Source organism: Novacetimonas hansenii JCM 7643 (assembly GCF_000964405.1).
GTDB lineage: Bacteria > Pseudomonadota > Alphaproteobacteria > Acetobacterales > Acetobacteraceae > Novacetimonas > Novacetimonas hansenii.
In genome coordinates, this window is the sequence record NZ_BANE01000239.1 from 1 (window position 1) to 2,910 (window position 2,910).

The 2,910-nt window shown below is 60.7% G+C and carries 4 protein-coding genes; 1 reads left to right on the forward strand and 3 read right to left on the reverse strand.

Annotation, left to right across the window (positions count from 1 at the left end; all coding sequences use genetic code 11):
* On the forward strand, positions 1-212 hold a 212-nt coding region (locus B7G66_RS18460; RefSeq protein ID WP_206778199.1), incomplete at its 5' end, for a hypothetical protein.
* A gap of 23 nt (positions 213-235) precedes the next feature.
* Here the strand turns inward: B7G66_RS18460 and B7G66_RS13950 are convergent.
* The 3 genes from B7G66_RS13950 to B7G66_RS13960 all read right to left on the reverse strand — a co-directional run.
* Positions 236-703: a hypothetical protein gene (locus tag B7G66_RS13950; RefSeq protein WP_040511072.1), complete on the reverse strand. Its 468-nt coding sequence runs from the start codon at positions 701-703 to the stop codon at positions 236-238.
* A 5-nt stretch (positions 704-708) separates the two neighbouring features.
* Positions 709-2,427: a putative bifunctional diguanylate cyclase/phosphodiesterase gene (locus tag B7G66_RS13955; RefSeq protein ID WP_003621901.1), complete on the reverse strand. Its 1,719-nt coding sequence runs from the start codon at positions 2,425-2,427 to the stop codon at positions 709-711.
* Positions 2,428-2,532: 105 nt separating this feature from the next.
* Positions 2,533-2,910: EAL domain-containing protein (locus tag B7G66_RS13960; RefSeq protein ID WP_048859297.1), on the reverse strand; the 378-nt coding region annotated here is incomplete at its 5' end.

Consider the following 2,910-nt stretch of genomic DNA (forward strand, 5'->3'; position numbering starts at 1 on the left):
TTTATAATTTCAGGATGTTATTGAGCCTGACTTTTCAAACAGTCCCTCAGAAGATGCAGCCTTGTTTGAAACAAGGCGCCCCCAAAAACTTTTCTTATTTTCTATCAATGGTTTGGTTTCAAACCGTCCTGAAAAGTTTCTGGCAACGGTTTTCCCAAACGCTTCGTAAAACGCCACCATTCAGATACTCGCAACACCAGAAACCTTCCTGACCAAGGTGCCCGGCCTGTACCCTTCACTCCACCAGCGGCGGCAGGTCCAGCGGCGCCAGATCATCCGGCAGGCCCACGATCACGCAGGCCACTGCGGTATCACGGTCAACAACCAGCCGCAGATGCACCGCCCCGCCCGCCGGGTCGAACAGGTCGGAATGCACGATATACCCCGCCCCCAGCGCACGGCCCGCACGTACGTCATCGCCTGCCGCTGCTTCCATCAGGCGCGCGATCGCACGGTCCAGACCCAACATCACCCGTGTGGGCGACAGGCGGCCATCCGGCCCATCCACCGGCCCCGCACCGGTGCAATACCGTTCCAGCAGGCGCACCCATCCTGCCGTGGGGACAAAGGCAGGCAGCACCGCATCATCCCCGTCATGGCGAACATGCATGATGCGTCGCGTATTGGCCCATCCCGCCACATCCACGCGCACGACGGCATCGGTCAACCGCATCGCCCCCACGGGAACATCACCCTGCGTCATGGTGCCTAGGCCGCGATTTCAAAACGCGACGGCAGCTTCAGCAGCGCCTGCGACGACAGGGCGGGGGAAATGAAGAACCCCTGCACCCGGTCGGGCTTCATCATATGCACGATCTCGAACTGGGCGCGCGTCTCCACACCCTCGACCGTCACTTCCAGCCCATAGACCTGCCCCAGCCCGATCAGGCTGGCGAGGACCTCGCGATCGCCGGCATTGTCCACGATGCCCGTGACAAGCGACTGATCGATCTTGAGCTGGTTGAACGGCAGGTCGCGCAGGTGGCGCAACATCGTCTCGCCCTTGCCGAAATTATCCATCGCGATCTGAAAGCCCGCGGCCCCGAGTTCGCGGATATTGTGCATGCTCTGCTCCGCCCGGCGGCCCTGCAACATCGGCTCCGTCACCTCCAGCACGAAATTGGCGGGCGAGAGGCCAAAATCACGCAGCGACTGTTCCAGTTCCACGCGATATTCCGCACGGCCCAGGTCCATGCGCGACATGTTGATCGCAAGCTGGCGCGGGGGCTGGCCCGTGCGGTTCCACATCTCCACATCGCGCTGGAAGGAGGCGATCATCGACGGCCCCATCGCCTGCGTCAGGGTGGAGTCGGTGAAAACATCGGCAAAATCCTCCGCCGCCAGCAGGCCGCGTTCGGGATGGTGCCAGCGCAACAGCGCCTCAATCTGGTCCAACTGACAGGTGTGGCAGTTCAGGATCGGCTGGTAATAAACCTCGAACTGCCCGTTCTTCACACCACTGCGCGCCTCGATCAGGATCTGGGTGCGCACCTGCGCGCGATGACGCAGGGCGGATGTGAACATCTGCGCCTGCTTGCCCCCCGCCCGCTTGGCCGCATACAGCGCCATGTCGGCATTTTTCTGCATGTCCTCCACGCTTTCGCGCGCATCGAGGAAGACGGCGCCAATACTGCCGGAAATGCTGACGGTGACGGTTTCGATATCGATCGGCCGTTCCAGCGCCGCCTGCAGCCGGTCCATGTATTTTTCCAGCGGAACACTGCGCAGCGTCTTGTTCAGCACGATGGCGAATTCATCCCCGCCCAGGCGGCTGATCGGGTCATCGGGGTCCGTCAGTTCCACCAGGCGCGAGGCCACGACACGCAGGACGATATCCCCCGCATGGTGGCCATGGATGTCATTGATCTGCTTGAACCCGTCAAGGTCGAACATCACCAGCGCGCGCGATTGCGGCGGCTCCTTGCTTGACAGGCCCAGGGCCGCGGACAGCGCGGTATTGAACCCCCCACGATTAAGCAGCGCCGTCAGCGTATCGGTCTCCGCCAGTTCGGACAGCCGCTCTTTCGTCTTCATCAGTTCGGTGATCTCAAAGCGGCTGGCGACATAGCCCTCCACCTCGCCCGTGGGGCTGCATTTGGGGATGATGGTGGTCGCAACCCAATAGATCGTGCCGTCCTTCGCACGGTTGCAGATATTGCCCCGCCACGGCTGCCCCGCCTGGATGGTGCGGTACATCTCCTGGAAAAACGCCGCGTCATGATACCCTGAATTCAGCAGGCGATGGGTCGATCCCAGCAATTCCTTCGCAGAATATTTGCTGACCTTGCAGAACTTGTCGTTGACATAGGTAATCACGCCATCACGATCTGTAATGGCGACAATCAGGACATCATCAACCAGATCGGCCCAGAAATCCGCATCCTGGTGAGTAAGGGCGCGCAGCCGATCATCGTGTTGCAATGACATGTTTCCCTCAGACCTGAAAACGGGGGATCAAAAAATTCAAACAACAATCTTCATTCAAAAAATGCACGATCGCCGCCTGCCACGACAGTACGACGACCGGTATCATCATTTCGCGGCCTTGTCCCCGGCGGTGGCGGACGCCACGGTGGGGGCGGCCTTGCCCTTGATTGCGGCGGCTTCCTTTGCCGCCTTCTGCATTTCCAGCGCGCCGGGACGGTCGGCGATCGGCGGGACAAAGGTGCCCCGCGCCTTGCCTGCGCGATACCATTTCTCCAGCTCATGGGCGGGAAGTGGCTTGGCGAACAGGTAGCCCTGCATCACGTCGCACTTCAGCTCCTCAAGCAAAAGGCGCTGCTGCTCGGTCTCCACCCCTTCGGTCACGACGGTCATGCCAAGGCGCGACCCGATGCCGATCACCGCCATGGTCACGGCCTGTGCGTTGGTATCATGCTCGAAATCATTGATGAAGCTGCGGTCGATCTT

Coding starts and splice junctions, on each gene's coding strand:
- B7G66_RS13950 (WP_040511072.1), bottom strand. CDS start 703: ATGACGCAGGGTGATGTTCCCGTGGGGGCGATGCGGTTGACCGATGCC.
- B7G66_RS13955 (WP_003621901.1), bottom strand. CDS start 2,427: ATGTCATTGCAACACGATGATCGGCTGCGCGCCCTTACTCACCAGGAT.